The following is a 14473-nucleotide window of genomic DNA, read 5'->3' on the forward strand; positions in this document are numbered from 1 at the left end:
CATCCGGATTTTCCGCCTGACCAATTCAAATTTTCAAAGGAAATCAACATGGCAGCCAAGGACGTAAAGTTCGGCCGTGACGCTCGCGAACGCATTCTGCGCGGCGTCGACATTCTCGCTGACGCAGTGAAGGTCACGCTCGGCCCCAAGGGTCGCAACGTGGTTATCGACAAGAGCTTCGGCGCACCACGCATCACCAAGGACGGCGTAACCGTCGCCAAGGAAATCGAACTCAAGGACAAGTTCGAAAACATGGGTGCCCAGATGCTGCGCGAAGTGGCTTCGAAGGCCAATGACGCAGCCGGTGACGGCACCACCACCGCAACCGTTCTGGCACAAGCCATCGTGCGCGAAGGCATGACCTCGGTTGCTGCCGGCATGAACCCGATGGACCTGAAGCGCGGCATCGATATCGCCGTCCTCAAGGTCGTCGAAAACCTCAAGTCGCGTTCGACCCCGGTTACCGGTTCGGCTGAAATCGCACAGGTTGGCATCATTTCGGCCAATGGCGACGTGGAAGTGGGCGAAAAGATCGCTCAGGCCATGGAAAAGGTCGGCAAGGAAGGCGTGATTACCGTTGAAGAGGCCAAAGGTCTCGAATTCGAACTCGATGTCGTTGAAGGCATGCAGTTCGATCGCGGTTACTTGTCGCCATACTTCATCACCAACCCTGAAAAGATGACGGTCGAACTCGAAAACCCGTACATTCTGATCCACGAGAAGAAGCTGTCCTCGCTGCAAGCGATGCTGCCGATCCTCGAAGCGGTTGTGCAGTCGGGCCGTCCTCTGCTGATCATCGCAGAAGACATCGAAGGCGAAGCGCTTGCGACCCTCGTCGTCAACAAGCTGCGCGGTGGTCTCAAGATTGCTGCCGTCAAGGCACCTGGTTTTGGTGACCGTCGCAAGGCGATGCTGGGCGATATCGCCACGCTGTGTGCTGGCGAAATGATCTCCGAAGACCTCGGCATCAAGCTTGAAACCGTGACCCTTGGCATGCTCGGTCAGGCCAAGAAGGTTACGATCGACAAGGACAACACCACGATCGTCGACGGTGCCGGTTCGGCTGACGAAATCAAGGGCCGCGTCGAGCAGATCCGTGCGCAGATCGAAGTTACGACTTCGGACTACGACCGTGAAAAGCTGCAAGAGCGTCTTGCCAAGCTTGCTGGCGGCGTTGCCGTGATCAAGGTCGGTGGTGCTACCGAAGTTGAAGTGAAAGAGCGCAAGGATCGCGTTGATGACGCGCTTCACGCTACCCGCGCTGCTGTCGAAGAAGGCATCGTCCCCGGTGGCGGTACCGCTCTGCTCTATGCAACCAAGGCTCTCGAAGGCCTCAAGGGTGCAAACGACGACCAGACCAAGGGCATCGACATCGTTCGCCGTGCCATTCAGGCTCCTTTGCGCCAGATCGCACAGAACGCGGGCCATGACGGTGCGGTTGTTGCCGGCAACCTGCTGCGCATCAACGACGAAAATCAAGGCTTTAACGCCGCGACTGACGTCTATGAAAACCTCAAGGCTGCTGGCGTGATCGATCCTACCAAGGTCGTGCGTACTGCGCTTCAGGATGCGGCATCGGTCTCAGGCCTGCTGATCACCACGGAAGCTGCGATCAGCGATCGTCCAGAAGACAAGCCTTCGATGCCACCAATGGGCGGCGGCATGGGCGGTATGGGTGGCATGGACTTCTAAGTCCAAACACACTTACGCCAAACAAGATCAGGGGCTGGAGGGGAAACCTTCCGGCCCTTTTTCTATGGCCTCATCAGGAGGCTGGACGGGTCCGTTCGTAAAGGTTCACCGTGGCCCCGTCGGAAAAGGCGTGGGCATCATATTGCGAAAATCCCAACCGCCCGGCCAACCGGATGGAGGCGGTGTTTTCAGGGTCAATCATGCAGGCGACACGGGTTTCTTGCTGTGTTCCATCAAACCATTCCAGCGCGGCGGTCATCGCTTCAATAGCATAACCTTTGCCCCAATGCTTTTGCGCGAACATCCAGCCCGCTTCGGGCACATCATCCAGACCTTTGCCAAATCCGCGCAGGGATTGGAAAACGCCTGCCTGGCCGATCAATTCGCCGCCTGCCTTTTCCCGGATCAGGAACATGCCATAGCCATAAAGCTGCCATGAGCCTGCCGCACGCAAGGTTCGGGAGAACATGTCGGCCGTCGGGTTTTCAGGCGCAGGCCCCAGAAAACGCTGCACTTGCGGATCGGCGACCAGATCGCGCAGCCGGATATAATCGTCGCGCCCGGCAAGGCTGAGAACGAGGCGTTCGCTTTCCAGCCGTATTGGCGCGTTCATAATGCCCTATCCAGAGCATGGAGCGAAAGGCCGACCAGTCCGCCCACCAGTGTGCCATTGATGCGGATGAATTGGAGATCACGGCCAACCGCACCCTCGATCCTATCGGTTACCGTGCGCGCATCCCAACGCTTCACGGTTTCGGACACCAGCCGCACAATCTGCGCGCCATAGCGTGTGGCGACGCCCACCATGGTGCGCCGGGCAAAGCGATTGACGACGCGCTGCAACCCGGTATCGCGCTGCAAGGCGTGGCCCAATTCGGCAAGGCTTGCGCCAAACTGGCCGCCAAGCGCGCCTTGCGGATGGCGCACAAGTTCCAGCATGCGCGCGCGTCCACGCTCCCACAGACCATCAAGCCAACGCGCAAAGGCCGGGTTGGCAAGCACTTCGCGCTTCATCTGCTCCACTTTATCGCGCATCGCCGGATCATTGACCAGATCGTGTGCAAGCGCTTGCAATCCCTCTTCAATTTTGACGCGCACAGGGTGATCGGGCACCACCAGCGTTTCGGCCAGCAACTTGTAAATTCCGTCAAGCACCGCATTGGCGAGCTTCCCGTCCAGCCCGGTCCAGCGCAGGATGGTGTTGGCGCGTTCGTGGATCATCGTCTTGATCAGGGGCTCGTTGGCTTCGATTGTCTCAGCCGTTTTGCGGATCAGGCTTTCGATCACCGCCATGTGCCGCCCATCTGCAATCGCGGCGCCGATCAACTGGCCCAGCAGCGGGGCAAGGTCGATCTTCTCCAACTGGCGGCGCAGTGCGCCTTTGGCCAGACCGCCAAGTTCTTCGGGATCAAGCGATTCGAGGATATCAGCCACCAACCCCGCCGCGCCATCGCGCAGACGGCTTTCGCCGGTGCGCGGGTCTGCCAGAAAACCACCGAGCGCAGCAGCAGCGTTAACCGCCCCCATCCGCCGCGCGACGACTTGCGGGGTGAGAAAATTGCTTTGCAGGAACGCCGCCATCGTATCGGCAATGCGGTCCTTGTTTTCAGGGATGATCGCGGTATGCGGGATCGGCAGGCCCAGCGGATGGCGGAACAATGCGGTGACGGCAAACCAATCGGCCAACCCGCCAACCATCGCTGCCTCGGCGAAAGCGCGCATATAGCCGAATGCCGGATGGATATGCTCCACCTGTCGCATGCCGAAATAGATCGCCGCCATCACGACCAGTAAGCACGTTGCCACAATCCGCATGCGCCGAGCGCGGTCTATGGGGCCAGCCGGGCGCAACCCGAAAGTGCGGCGCGCAATGCGGGGCGCTGTTGATACGATGCCATCGGAGGCAGTTGATAGAGGTGCGGTCACTCCGCCGGGAATGCCTCGGGCGTCTTTTCGTTCCATGCACCCGGCTCTTGGCCCAAAACATTGCGTGACAGCCAAGGTCCGATGCGCTTTTCAAGGCCATCGGCCAAGCTGAAGCCCGCAGGAACGATCAGTAGCGTCAAAAGCGTCGAGAGCGTCAACCCGCCGATCACCACGATGCCCATAGGCGCGCGCCATCCGGAATCCGAACCCAGTGTCACAGCCGTGGGAATCATGCCCGCCACCATCGCCACTGTTGTCATCACGATAGGCTGCGCGCGTTTGTGACCCGCCTCGGTAATTGCGGCAAGCTTGTCCTTGCCCGCAGCCATTTCCTCAATCGCAAAATCGATCAGCAGGATCGAGTTTTTGGCGACAATCCCGAACAGCATGAGGATGCCGATGAACACCGGCATGGATAGCGATTGTCCGGTTGCGGCGATGGCGATCAGACCGCCGAGTGGCGCGAGGAACAGCGAGCCCATGTTCACCAATGGCGAGATAAAGCGGTGATACAGCAGGACCAGCACGGAAAACACGAGCAAGATACCGGCGCCCAGAGCGATGCCAAAGTTACTCAGCATTTCAGCTTCAAACTTGTCTTCGCCTGCCGCCGTGTTCGAAACGCCTTGCGGCAGGTTCTTCATGATCGGCAACTTCAGGATTTCCGTCATCGCTTCGCCCTTGATCACCCCGGGCGGCAAATCTGCGCCGACATAGACGCGGCGGTTCTGGTTGTAGCGCTGGATTTGCGTAGGTCCGGAACCAAAGGTGATTTCGGCAACGCGCGAAAGCGGCACGGAACCGCCCGAAATGGTCGGCACCGGCAGGTTTTCCAGCGTCGACAAATCGCGGCGTGATTCCACCGGCAACTTCACACGGATAGGCACCTGACGATCAGACAGCGAGAACTTCGCGCTGTTCTGGTCAATCTCACCCTGCGTGGCGATACGGATCACCTGGCTGAGCGCTTGCGTGGTGACGCCAAGATCGGCGGCAAGGTTGAGCCGGGGTTTGATGATCACTTCGGGCCGGCGCAAATCAGCGCCGACGCGGGGCGAGACAACCTGCGGGAGTTTGCTCATCTGTTCGATAAGCGTCTGCGCCGTTTTTTGCAGCACTTCGGGATCGGACCCGGTCAGCATAACGCTGATCGGCCTGCCCGAACCGCCGCCGGGGCCGCTTGGACCATTGGCCACGAAGTTGGTCCGCACATCGGCAACTTGCTGCAAACGCGGGGTCATTTCCCGCTCGAAATCGATGCTCGACCGCTCCCGATCCTTGCGCAAGTTCAGGTATACCGTGGCCCTGCCCTCACGCACCGATTCAAGCGCCGATTCAAATTCCTGTTCACGGTTCACGACGTTAACGATCTCGGACACTTTGCGATCAGTCTGCGCCAAAGTCGTGCCGGGCACCATTTCGATACTGACCTGGCTGGAATCGCTATCACTTGTCGGGAAGAACTGGCTGGGAATCGAAGTCCCCAACAGCACGGTCAGAACAAGCGCAACCAGACCGATTCCCATCATCCAAACGCGATGATCGAAGAACCGCGCTAGGATACGACGGCGCGGGTTCTTTTCCCGATAGGCCCTGGCTTTCGATGTATCGAGCGACCAGCTCAATACTTTCATATAGCGGTCCATCCAGACCCCGCCACCATGCTCGGCCTCGCCATGGGCTTTGAGGAAATAGGCCGCGATCATTGGCGTGATCATACGCGCGACCAGCAGCGAGAACAGCACCGCGATCACCACGGTCATGCCGAAGTTCTTGAAGAACTGGCCCGAAACACCGGGCATCAGCGCAACCGGGAAGAACACGGCGACAATCGAGAACGTGGTGGCGACAACCGCAAGGCCGATCTCGTCTGCCGCATCAATCGATGCCTGATAGGCCGATTTGCCCATCCGCATGTGGCGCACAATATTCTCGATCTCGACGATGGCATCGTCGACCAACACCCCGGCCACAAGGCCCAGCGCCAGCAACGACAGCTGGTTGAGCGTAAAGCCCATCAGATCAAGAACCCAGAACGTGGGGATTGATGAAAGCGGAATGGCCACAGCCGAGACAATCGTCGCCCGCCAGTCGCGCAGGAAGAAGAACACCACGATCACAGCCAGAATCGCGCCTTCAACCATCGCGTTCATCGAGGAGCGGTACTGGTCCTTGGTATATTTTACCGAGGTGAACAGTTCGACGAAGTGAACTTTTCCGCCCTGCTCCGCCTCAAGTTTGCGCAATTGAACGACCGCACCATCATAAACCGAGACGTCGGATTCGCCGCGCGCGCGCGAAACCGCAAACGTCACAACCGGTTTGCCGTTGAACTTTGCGATCGAGGTTAACTCGCTGAAACCGTCGCGGACTTCGGCGACTTCGGCCAAACGTATTGTGCGTCCGTTGGACAAGCTAATCTCGGTCTGCGACAGATCATAAGCCGATGTAGCATTGCCCAACACGCGGACCGACTGGCGCGAACCGGCAATTTCGGTGCGGCCACCAGCGGCGTTGATATTCACCTGCCGCAAAGCAGCGTTGATCTGGGGCGCTGTGACACCGAGCGAATTCATCCGCGCCGGATCGAGCGTGACAGCGATTTCGCGGCTGACACCGCCTGACCGGCTTACTTCTGCCATGCCGGCAACGGTCAACAACCGCTTGGCCACCGTATCATCGATATACCACGATAATTGCTCAAGTGTCATGTCATCGGCAGCGACAGCAAAGTAGGCAATCGGCTCTGACGAGGTTTCCACCTTGAATACTTGCGGTTCAAGAATGCCTTCAGGAAGATCGCTGCGGATCTGGTCAACCTGGTTCTTGACCTCGTTGACCGCCGCGTTGATGTCCTCGCCGATCTTGAACTGGACCATCGTCTGGCTGTTGCCCTCCGACGCGGTCGAAGTCAGCGTATCGACGCCCGCGATCGAACGCACGGCGGATTCAACCCGTTGGGTAATCTGGTTTTCGATTTCCGATGGCGCGGCGCCCGGCTGGGCAATCGATACGATCACCACAGGAAATTCGATATCCGGGTTGTCCTGCACTTTCATCTGCATGAACGAGACAAGCCCGGCCAGCGTCAGCCCGATGAACAGGACAATCGGCACGACCGGGTTGCGGATGCACCAGGCCGAGATGTTCTGGAAATTCATGCCGGTTACTTTGCCTGAACCACTGGTTTTTGAGCCGCCGGGTTTGGAGCCAGTTCGCGCTGCGTCGGGACCGGCTGCACAAGATCACCGGCATTGAGGAAGCCACCAGCGCGCAACACTATCTTTTCTGTACCTGAAATGCCCTGAATAACCGAAATGCCCTTTTCGCTCACCTCGCCTGTCTTCACATCGCGGCGTTGCACCTTGTTATCGGAGCCCACGACGAAGACATAAGTGCCCTTCTCGTCGCTGAGGATCGCCGATTCGGGCAAGAGCGGGGCGACAACGGTGCCCGAACGCAGTGCGGCGTTGGCAAAACCACCCGGACGCAAAGCAGCATCATAGCCCAACGCAATGCGCGCGATGCCCTGGCGCGATTGCTGATCAATCGTTGGCGCAAGCTGCCAGACCTGACCGGTGAGGACACGGGTTGTGCCAACAGGTGTTACGTCTGCCGCACTGCCAACCGCAACGCGGCCCATATCCGCTTCGGAAAGCCGCGCCTGCAATTCCATTTCACCATCGCGCGCCAACGAGAACAGCACACCGCTTCCCGAGCTTACCACTTGCCCCGGTTCGACTGCGCGGGTCAGCACAAGGCCAGCGGCAGGAGCAACAATGTTGAGCCGCGCTGCGCGTGCACCCAATTCGCCAAGTCCGGCACGCGCAACACGAACGCGCGCTGACGCTGCATCGCGGGTGGCGGTTAACCGATCAATATCTGCCTTGGAGATGAATCCCTTGGCCACCAGTTTCAAAGCGCGGTCAAGGTTGGCCTGCGCCAGCCGTGCATCGGCATCGGCAACGGCCACATTGGCCGATTGGCTAGCGATCTGCTGGGTCTGCACTTCGCGGTCAATCACCGCCAGCACTTGGCCTGCGCGCACCCAATCACCGGCATCGACCAGCACTTGCGTAACCTGTCCGCCTTCACCGGCTACGCCCACGGGCATCTGGCGACGCGCAGCGATCGTACCGCTGACGTTGATCGCGGCGGTAATGGTGGTCTGGCCCGGAATAACAACCGAAACGACTTGGGCTTGTCCTGCGACATCTGCGCCTTCACTTGCAGTGCTGCCCCGGTGCATAGCCCACCACGCACCAACCACCAGCAGCACGACAACCGCACCGATGGCCCATCTACGCCGCGAAGGCGGGGTTTCATCCTCAGGAGAGAGGATGTTCAGTTGCTGGGCGTGGTTTGCGTCAATGGTCGTTTCGTAATTCATGCTTTTCACTGCCTTCGTCCCGTACCGGTGCGAAGGCTGGCCCCTTCATGCTTGAGTAGGTGAGTTACATTTATAACGCACTCGCCGCAAGCAAAGCGGCGTCACCACAGTGGCGCTCCAAGACCCCGTAATAGACCCGCTTCCGACAAGTGGCAATTACGTCTCGACGAAGGACTTATGCCGAAATGGAGAACGTGTCTTTCTTGCACCTGTATTTTTTTGTAACGCTGAATACCAGCAGCGTGATCGATCGAACTCCATACAGATCCGCATATGATCGGAAAATATGACCCAAAGACTTTGGCCATCGACGGCCCCGGCAATGACGCACAAAACAACGGCCGCCTTCCCGAGGGAAGGCGGCCGCCGTGGATGGAGCCGGTCTGAATGCGTCAGTACTTGAGCTGGCGCTCGTACAGATCGCGGTAATGCTGGATGCGCGTCACACGGAGGCCTTGCATGCCTGACCGGTCAACCGCGCGCTGCCACGAGGCAAATTCCTCAAGCGTGAGGCTGTAGCGCTCGCACACCTCGTCGATCGTAAGGAGGCCGCCGTTGACGGCCGCAACGACTTCAGCCTTGCGGCGCACAACCCAACGCGTAGTGCTGGGCGGCGGCAGGCTGTCCACCGTAAGCGGCTCCCCGAGCGGGCCGATGACTTGAGCGGGGCGTATCTTCTGGTTCTCGATCATGTCAGTCTCGTTCTTCAGCGAGGCCCGGTCGCAAAGCGACCTTCCGTCCGAACAGTTGTGCCCAATTGCGCTTTGCAATTCGCTGAAGAGACTGGGTTAACACGGCCTTCACCTTCTGCTGATTGCGCTGAAACGCCCGAAAATCCCGTTGCGATGATTCGTGCCGCCCGTCCGTGAAAACTCCCGGCAGAAATTGTTTCTTCTCCCGCACTTGCTGACGCTATAATCCGGCGCAGATCCTGCGCTGCGGCTATGCGCGAGCAGAGCTCATGCCAGTTCATGGGACGCAGTCCGTCCCCTGTAACGGGTAGAGCGAAGGCGCTGGGTTGGTTAAGGCTCATGTCCATCGCTGAATGCTTTAGAACCGATACCGCTAAGGTCCGGTAAAGAGGCCATTTAACTTTTGTTGATGATCCTTACCGGTAGTTCAGACCTGCCCCATGAGGCGCGCGAAACCGTGCTTTGCCCTCATCCGAAAAAGGACTATGGGCTCCAAATGTCTCTGATTTCCGCACTTCCCGATGTGTCCGGCCTGTTTGACTTAGCGCAACCACTACGTGCAAAACGCATTGTTGTGGCGATGTCTGGCGGTGTCGATAGCTCGGTTGTGGCCGGAATTGCTGCCTCAAGCGGTGCCGAAGTGATCGGCGTCACGCTCCAGTTGTACGATTATGGGGCAGCTACCGGGCGCAAAGGCGCGTGTTGCGCAGGCGACGATATCCGCGATGCCCGCAATGTGGCCGATAAACTTGGCATTGCGCACTATGTTTTCGATCACGAATCAAGCTTCCGCGCCGAAGTGGTTGAGCGATTCGCCGACGATTATCTGGCCGGGCGCACCCCCATCCCTTGCGTACGCTGCAATATGGGGCCGAAATTTACCGATCTGTTCGCGATGGCGCGCGATCTTGGCGCAGATTGCCTCGCCACCGGGCATTATGTGCAGCGCGTGATGGGATCGGCCGGCCCCGAATTGCACCGCGCAGCTGATCCTGCGCGCGATCAATCCTATTTCCTTTATGGCACAACCGAAGCCCAGCTGGATTTTCTGCGCTTTCCCTTGGGCGGATTGCCCAAGACCGAAACCCGCCGAATCGCGCAGGAACTGGGCCTGACCGTGGCGGGTAAGCCCGATAGCCAGGACATTTGTTTCGTGCCTGATGGCGATTATGCCAAAGTGGTGCGCTCCGTCCGGCCTGAAGGCGATGCGCCGGGCGAGATTGTCCACGCCGCGACCGGTGAAGTGCTGGGGCAGCATCGCGGGATTATCCATTATACGGTCGGCCAGCGGCGCGGGCTTGAAATTGGTGGACAGCCCGAGCCGCTTTACGTGGTCGGGCTTGATGCCGCGAATCGCCGCGTTCTGGCCGGGCCGCGCCAGCTTTTGGCGGTGGGCCACGCCACGATCATCGAAACGAACCGGATTGGCCCGATGCCGCAAGGGCCGCTCACCGCCAAAGTGCGTTCGATGGCCAAGCCCGTGCCAGTCACGCTAGAGGGCGCCTTCGGGGAAAATGCCACGGCCATAATCCGCTTTCATCAGCCCGAATATGGCGTTGCGCCCGGGCAAGCTGCGGTGATTTATGCCGAAGAGCGCGTGGTTGGCGGCGGCTGGATCGATACCACAGCGCCGTGGGCCGCCTGAAGCGCCATCACTTCCACGAATCGAGCATGCAGCCCCAGCCTTCTCGATACGTCGCCTTGTCGCTAACGATCCAGGCGAATCGGGCGGTAACGCTGCGCTCTTGCGCATCTTCGCTCAGGCTGACGAATTCCATTCCGGGCTCGAAGTCCTGTCGGCAGGCTGACAATTCGCGCCCACCCACGAACCGGCAAGAACAGGCCACGCGCGCGCCATAGCTGGCACCGGTCAGCGCAAAGCTGCGCAAAGGCGAGAGAAAAACCACAAGCAGCACCGCGAACAACGCCAACACGAACAGCAACCAGCGCAACCAGCGCCTGCGGCGTGGCGCGATGGTCAAAGACGGAATTGTGGGGGAACTGTTGTTGCCGGTTGCCATCGATACACGTTCTGGTGGAAGGACAGACCTGATGGCCCGCCACACGCTCTCTCTTATCCTCTCACTCGCCATGCTGCCAGCCTTGGCTGCATGTTCGCAAGGGTCGAGTGAACCCGACGCGCCTTCGGCTATATCAGATCAGGCCCTAAAGGCAGTGGTCAAGGATCCCGGGGTTAACCGCGGAAGCCTTGCCCGTGCCGTTGATGCGCTGTTTGCGCCCGAAGCTGCGGAAACCCGCGCGCTGATCGTCATGCATAACGGACGGATCGTGGCCGAGCGTTATGGCGAGGGCGTTCACGAAAATACGCGGCTGGTCAGTTGGTCGATGGCCAAGACGGTCACGAGCGTGATGATCGGGATGCTGGTGTCCGATGGCCGCCTGCGCCTTGATGAATCCGCGCCCGTCCCAGCATGGCAGCGCCCCGGCGATCCGCGCGGCGAGATCACGCTGCGCCAGCTTTTGCAAATGCGTTCGGGCCTGCGCCATTCCGAAGCGATCGAGCCGGTGTACGAATCGGACGAAGTGCGCATGCTGTTCCTGGACGGGCGCGATGATATGGCGCGCTATGCCGAGGATCAGCCGCTTGAAGCCGAACCCGGTCGCAAGTTTGAATATTCCAGCGCCACCAGCGTGATCCTTGCCGATCTTGCTGCGCGTGTGCTTTCGCCTGCGCCCGATCCTGAAAGCCGCCGCCGCGCGGTGTCGGAATATCTGCGCACGCGGTTGTTCGAACCGGCGCGGATGAAGTCGATGATGCCCGAATTTGACCGCGCGGGCACGCTGGTCGGCGGTTCGCTGATCCATGGCACTGCGCGCGATTGGGCGCGCTTTGGAGATTTCCTGCGGACCAAGGGATCGGTCAGGGGCGCGCAAATGATGCCGCGCCAATGGATCGATTTCATGGTCACGCCCAGCCCGCGCGAGGCGCAATACGGCGCGCAAGTGTGGCTGAACCGCAAGCCGACGACAGGCGAGCCGTCCCTCTTCCCGGATCGCGGCCCCAAGGATCTTTACGCCTGCCTTGGCCACCTTGGCCAATATGTGCTCATCAGCCCGAGCAGTGGCCTTGTCGTCGTGCGCCTTGGCAATACGCCGCAGGAGAAACGCTGGCCGGTGACGGACCGGCTGGCCGATATCGTCGCGCTTTATCGTTAATTCACGGCAGCCGGAACAGGCCTTCGACCACGGTCACGCATGCCCCGCCGAGCAGCACGCGGTCCCCTTCAAGACGGCAGGCGAAGTCTGCCCCGCGGGCCGATGCCTGATGCGCCGAAAAAGCTGCACGCCCCAGCCGCTTTGCCCAGAACGCGGTCAACGCGGCATGGGCCGAGCCGGTGGAGGCGTCCTCATCGATCCCTGCACCCGGCACGAACACGCGGCTGACCACGTCTGCGCCCGAAGCGTGGCCTGTGCCCGCTGCCGTCGCGATGAACTGCACGTCGCCATAGGATGCCAGGGCTTTGAAATCAGGGGTGAGCGACAACACGTCGGCGGCGCTATCATAGAAGAAGATATTGTATTCCCCGCCCCGCCAGACTTCGTGCGCGACGGCAGAGCCCAGCAATGGCAACGCTTCATCAAAAGGTGCGGGCGCGGTTTCCATCGCGGGGAGCGACAGGACATATCTCTCACCATCGCGCACCACTTCAAGGATACCCGCCTGACGTGTGGCAAAGGTCACCCGACCGCGCATCGGGTCTTTTGCCAATACGACATGGCCTGATGCCAGCGTGGCGTGGCCACACATTGCCACTTCCACCGCAGGGGTGAACCAGCGCAGTTCGAAATCCGCAGCGCCGGTATGATCGGGCACGAGGAACGCGGTTTCGGCAAACATGTTTTCCGCGCCGATGGCCTGAAGCGTTGCATCATCAAGCCATGCTTCGAGCATCATCACCGCCGCCTGATTGCCCTTCATCGGCGTGGTGGTGAAGGCATCGACGTGGAAATAGGGAACTTTGCTATCGGTCACAGGGTGGGCGCTCCCGTATTGGGTGATCCTTGCGCAAGGATGGCCGGGCTGGTGCCGTCTGCTCCCGGAGCAAGCAGGTTTTCCGCGCCCATCGCTTCTTCATCCACCAGCCCTTCGGGATCGGGATGGATCAGGATTTCGACGCCGGGAAATTCAGCTGTCAGCTTTTCCTCGATCTCGTCCATCACATGATGTGCTTGCGTTACCGTCATCCGCCCATCAATCCAGACGTGGAACTGCACGAAGTCGCGATTGCCGCTCGTGCGGGTGCGCAGATCATGCAGCCCCCGCAATTCGGGATGCTGCGCGACGACCGCCAGAAACCGCTCACGCTTTTCGATCGGCCATTCGTGATCCATCAACTGTTCGATTGCGGCTTGCGATGCGCCCCATGCGCCCCATGCCAGCCAGATCGCAATGCCAAACGCAAATAGCGCATCGGCGCCCGCGATTCCGGCATATGTATCGAGCAGCAGCGCGGCGATCACCGCGACGTTGAGGAACAAGTCCGACTTGTAGTGCACATTGTCGGTGCTGATCGCGAGGCTGCCTGTTTTGCGGATAACATAGCGTTGATAGGCGAGCAGCGCGAAAGTGGCGGCCAGCGCGATGGTTGATACGATCACGCCTGATTCGGCCTCAGCCACTTGCGCGCCACCAAAAAACTGCCCGATGGCGCGGAAGGCAAGGCCAATCGCCGAGATCGATATCAGCACGACCTGAAACATCGCGGCGAGCGCCTCGGCCTTGCCGTGGCCGAAGCGGTGGTTCTGGTCATCGGGCTGGGCTGCCACCCACACGCCCAGCAGCGTGGCAAGGCTTGCGATCAGATCGAGCGCGGTGTCAGCCAAAGAGCCCAGCATGGCGGTCGATCCAGTCGATAGGACCGCCCACACCTTCATCCCCACCAGCAGCACAGCCACCGTAATGCTCGCCAATGCGGCCTTTCGGTTGAGATCATTGTGCGTTTGGGTGGTGGTCATGTCCATGAGACGCGCCTTAAGGGTAAAGCAGGGTACTGGTCCAGCCGCCCGCGCCATCGGCAACAAAACGGCGGCGTTCGTGCAGACGGTAATCGCGATCTTGCCAGAATTCTATGGCTTTGGGGCTGACACGGTATCCTGACCAATGCGCAGGCCGCGCAATGTTTCCATCGGGATACTGCGCGCGCAGTTCTTCCACCCGGTCAAGATAGGTCTGGCGACCGGGCAAGGGCCGCGATTGATCGGATGCTGCCGACCCCAGCCGCGATTCGGGATGGCGGCTGGCGAAATAAGCGTCAGCTTCGGCGGCGGTGACTTCTGTTATCGGGCCTTCGATACGGATCTGGCGGCGCAGCGATTTCCAGTGGAACAGCAGCGCGACATGGGGGTTGGCTGCCAGCTCGCCACCCTTGCGGCTGTGGAAGTTGGTATAAAACACAAAGCCGTCCGGCCCGTGACCTTTGAGCAGGACCATGCGGCCCGAAGGCAAACCATCCGCTGTGGCGGTCGCCAACGCCATGGCGTTGGGATCGTTGGGTTCGCTTTGCTGCGCCTGCGCGAACCATGATTCGAAGATCGCATGGGGATCGGCGTGCGGGATCGCGTCAGACGTTTGTTCAGAATTCATGCGCGTTTCCTGAATAAGTTTACACAGTTTACACTGTCCAGAGAGACAAACGCAGGCCTTCTCGCCGCGCCTTCATCTTGCACCCATTTAAGCGTTTGATCCGCACTTTCCGGCGGCGTTTCCATGATCGGGATCAATTGCATAGCCCAAGGGCCTACTCCTCGAACA

The 14473-nt window shown here is 59.9% G+C and carries 12 protein-coding genes; 3 read left to right on the forward strand and 9 right to left on the reverse strand.

The features are described 5' to 3' along the window. Positions 1–48 precede the first annotated feature (48 nt). Entirely contained in the window at positions 49–1692 is a 1644-nt protein-coding gene (groL, locus tag IP81_RS05560) for a chaperonin GroEL (protein WP_054106990.1), read from the forward strand. Positions 1693–1765: 73 nt separating this feature from the next. On the opposite strand, the gene IP81_RS05565 is transcribed toward groL, so the two are convergent. The 5 genes from IP81_RS05565 to IP81_RS05585 all read right to left on the reverse strand — a co-directional run bounded on the left by IP81_RS05565 (position 1766) and on the right by IP81_RS05585 (position 8700). Next, positions 1766–2305 (reverse strand): GNAT family N-acetyltransferase, encoded by a 540-nt coding sequence (locus IP81_RS05565; protein WP_054106991.1) that lies wholly within the window; start codon positions 2303–2305, stop codon positions 1766–1768. Then, positions 2302–3507 carry a DUF445 domain-containing protein gene (locus tag IP81_RS05570; RefSeq protein ID WP_197274535.1) on the reverse strand — a complete coding sequence of 402 codons (1206 nt, stop codon included), beginning with the start codon at positions 3505–3507 and terminating at the stop codon, positions 2302–2304. The genes IP81_RS05565 and IP81_RS05570 overlap by 4 nt, the downstream gene beginning before the upstream one ends. A 107-nt stretch (positions 3508–3614) precedes the next feature. Further along, the gene (locus IP81_RS05575) at positions 3615–6779 is read right to left on the reverse strand and encodes an efflux RND transporter permease subunit (protein ID WP_054106992.1); all 3165 of its coding nucleotides are present in this window, start codon (positions 6777–6779) and stop codon (positions 3615–3617) included. Positions 6780–6784: 5 nt separating this feature from the next. Then, a complete protein-coding gene (locus tag IP81_RS05580; RefSeq protein WP_054106993.1) occupies positions 6785–8008 on the reverse strand; it encodes an efflux RND transporter periplasmic adaptor subunit in 1224 nt (407 codons plus the stop codon). A 392-nt stretch (positions 8009–8400) separates the two neighbouring features. Further along, positions 8401–8700, reverse strand: coding sequence for a DUF1153 domain-containing protein (locus tag IP81_RS05585; protein ID WP_054106994.1), 300 nt, complete (start codon positions 8698–8700; stop codon positions 8401–8403). A gap of 496 nt (positions 8701–9196) precedes the next feature. Here IP81_RS05585 and mnmA point away from each other — a divergent pair, with 496 nt between their 5' ends. After that, complete coding sequence (mnmA, locus tag IP81_RS05590) at positions 9197–10345, forward strand: tRNA 2-thiouridine(34) synthase MnmA (protein WP_054106995.1); 1149 nt, start codon at positions 9197–9199, stop codon at positions 10343–10345. A 7-nt stretch (positions 10346–10352) separates the two neighbouring features. Here mnmA and IP81_RS05595 read toward each other — a convergent pair whose 3' ends face one another. Next, a complete protein-coding gene (locus tag IP81_RS05595; protein WP_231626238.1) occupies positions 10353–10721 on the reverse strand; it encodes a hypothetical protein in 369 nt (122 codons plus the stop codon). Between the two features lie 31 nt (positions 10722–10752). On the opposite strand from IP81_RS05595, the gene IP81_RS05600 reads away from it, so the two are divergent. Continuing rightward, complete coding sequence (locus IP81_RS05600; protein ID WP_054106996.1) at positions 10753–11877, forward strand: serine hydrolase; 1125 nt, start codon at positions 10753–10755, stop codon at positions 11875–11877. A gap of 1 nt (position 11878) precedes the next feature. Here the strand turns inward: IP81_RS05600 and IP81_RS05605 are convergent, their stop codons facing one another. From IP81_RS05605 to pdxH, 3 genes are read right to left on the reverse strand one after another with little or no spacing between them, the layout of a single operon-like run. Next, positions 11879–12694, reverse strand: a complete 816-nt coding sequence (locus IP81_RS05605; protein ID WP_082356006.1) for a PhzF family phenazine biosynthesis protein — start codon at positions 12692–12694, stop codon at positions 11879–11881. Then, the gene (locus IP81_RS05610; RefSeq protein ID WP_054106997.1) at positions 12691–13683 is read right to left on the reverse strand and encodes a cation diffusion facilitator family transporter; all 993 of its coding nucleotides are present in this window, start codon (positions 13681–13683) and stop codon (positions 12691–12693) included. The genes IP81_RS05605 and IP81_RS05610 overlap by 4 nt, the downstream gene beginning before the upstream one ends. A gap of 10 nt (positions 13684–13693) precedes the next feature. Further along, the gene (pdxH, locus tag IP81_RS05615) at positions 13694–14305 is read right to left on the reverse strand and encodes a pyridoxamine 5'-phosphate oxidase (protein WP_054106998.1); all 612 of its coding nucleotides are present in this window, start codon (positions 14303–14305) and stop codon (positions 13694–13696) included. Between the last annotated feature and the right edge of the window lie 168 nt (positions 14306–14473).

Source organism: Novosphingobium sp. AAP83 (genome assembly GCF_001295795.1).
Taxonomy (GTDB): domain Bacteria; phylum Pseudomonadota; class Alphaproteobacteria; order Sphingomonadales; family Sphingomonadaceae; genus Novosphingobium.

Coding starts and splice junctions, on each gene's coding strand:
- IP81_RS05585 (WP_054106994.1), bottom strand. CDS start 8,700: ATGATCGAGAACCAGAAGATACGCCCCGCTCAAGTCATCGGCCCGCTC.
- IP81_RS05575 (WP_054106992.1), bottom strand. CDS start 6,779: ATGAATTTCCAGAACATCTCGGCCTGGTGCATCCGCAACCCGGTCGTG.
- IP81_RS05580 (WP_054106993.1), bottom strand. CDS start 8,008: ATGAATTACGAAACGACCATTGACGCAAACCACGCCCAGCAACTGAAC.
- IP81_RS05565 (WP_054106991.1), bottom strand. CDS start 2,305: ATGAACGCGCCAATACGGCTGGAAAGCGAACGCCTCGTTCTCAGCCTT.
- IP81_RS05600 (WP_054106996.1), top strand. CDS start 10,753: ATGGCCCGCCACACGCTCTCTCTTATCCTCTCACTCGCCATGCTGCCA.
- groL (WP_054106990.1), top strand. CDS start 49: ATGGCAGCCAAGGACGTAAAGTTCGGCCGTGACGCTCGCGAACGCATT.
- IP81_RS05595 (WP_231626238.1), bottom strand. CDS start 10,721: ATGGCAACCGGCAACAACAGTTCCCCCACAATTCCGTCTTTGACCATC.
- mnmA (WP_054106995.1), top strand. CDS start 9,197: ATGTCTCTGATTTCCGCACTTCCCGATGTGTCCGGCCTGTTTGACTTA.
- IP81_RS05570 (WP_197274535.1), bottom strand. CDS start 3,507: ATGCGGATTGTGGCAACGTGCTTACTGGTCGTGATGGCGGCGATCTAT.
- IP81_RS05610 (WP_054106997.1), bottom strand. CDS start 13,683: ATGGACATGACCACCACCCAAACGCACAATGATCTCAACCGAAAGGCC.
- pdxH (WP_054106998.1), bottom strand. CDS start 14,305: ATGAATTCTGAACAAACGTCTGACGCGATCCCGCACGCCGATCCCCAT.